The sequence below is a fragment of the Roseovarius halophilus (ex Wu et al. 2025) genome (genome assembly GCF_047086965.1).
Genome location: NZ_JBKOTX010000476.1, coordinates 1 through 1,222, shown reverse-complemented (window position 1 = coordinate 1,222; position 1,222 = coordinate 1). Strand labels below are relative to the sequence as shown.

The following is a 1,222-nucleotide window of genomic DNA, read 5'->3' as shown; positions in this document are numbered from 1 at the left end:
GCTGACCGCGCTCTCGGGCCGGGCGGTCCCGCCGGGCCCCTCCGGCGCGCCCACCCGCGGCCGGCTCGACACGCTGCCGACCGGGCGCAACTTCTTTTCGGTGGACAGCCGCGCGGTGCCCACGCCGACGGCCTGGGCACTCGGATGGAAATCCGCGAACCTCCTGATCGAGAAGCACCTGCAAACCCACGGCGACTGGCCGCGCTCCATGCTGGTCACGGCATGGGGCACGGCCAACATGCGCACCGGCGGCGACGATATCGCACAGGCCATGGCGCTGATGGGCGTGAAACCCAGATGGGACGCCGCGAACCGCCGCGTCACCGGGTTCGAGATCCTGCCGCAGGGCGTTCTGGGGCGGCCGCGCGTCGATGTCACCCTGCGGATCTCCGGGTTCTTCCGGGACGCCTTTCCGCAACTCATCGCGCTGTTCGATTCCGCCGCCCGCGCCGTTCAGGAACTCGACGAAGACCCCGACCTCAACCCCGCGGCCGCCCGCGCGGGCAGCGATGGCGTCTCCCCGCGTATCTACGGCGCCAAGCCGGGCGCCTATGGCGCCGGGTTGCAGGCGATGATCGACGAGCGCCTCTGGGCCGACAAGGCCGACCTTGCCGAGGCGTACCTGACATGGGGCGGCTACGCCTACGGCGCCGGGGACGAGGGCCGGCCCGACCGCGCCGGTTTCGAGGCGCGGCTCAGCCAGACCGAGGCCATCGTCCAGAACCAGGACAACCGCGAACACGACATCCTCGACTCGGACGACTACTACCAGTTCGAGGGCGGCGCGGCGGCGGCGGTCAGCACGCTTCAGGGCCGCGACAGGCCGATCTATCACAACGATCACTCGCGCCCCGAAAGGCCGCTCATCCGCACGCTGGAGGACGAGATCGGGCGCGTGGTCCGGTCGCGCGTTGTCAACCCCAAGTGGATCGACGGGGTGAAACGGCACGGCTACAAGGGCGCCTTCGAAATCGCGGCGACGGTCGACTACATGTTCGCCTTCGCCGCCACCACCGGGGCGGTGCGCGGGCATCACTTCGACATGGTCGAATCCGCCTTCCTCGAGGACGAGGAGACGCGCGACTTCATCGAGACGCACAATGCGCCGGCACTGCGGGACATCGCCGACAGGCTTGCCGAGGCGATTGACCGCGGCCTGTGGCTGCCGCGGTCGAACGCCGCCCGCGCCCGGATCGAGGCGGCCCGGCGCGGAGCCGCGACC

The 1,222-nt window shown here is 70.7% G+C and carries 1 protein-coding gene; it reads left to right on the top strand.

Annotated features, from left to right (window positions below; all coding sequences use genetic code 11):
- Positions 1-1,222, top strand: a 1,222-nt coding sequence (locus ACH107_RS32930; RefSeq protein WP_412509798.1) for a cobaltochelatase subunit CobN, incomplete at both ends; no start/stop codon positions are given.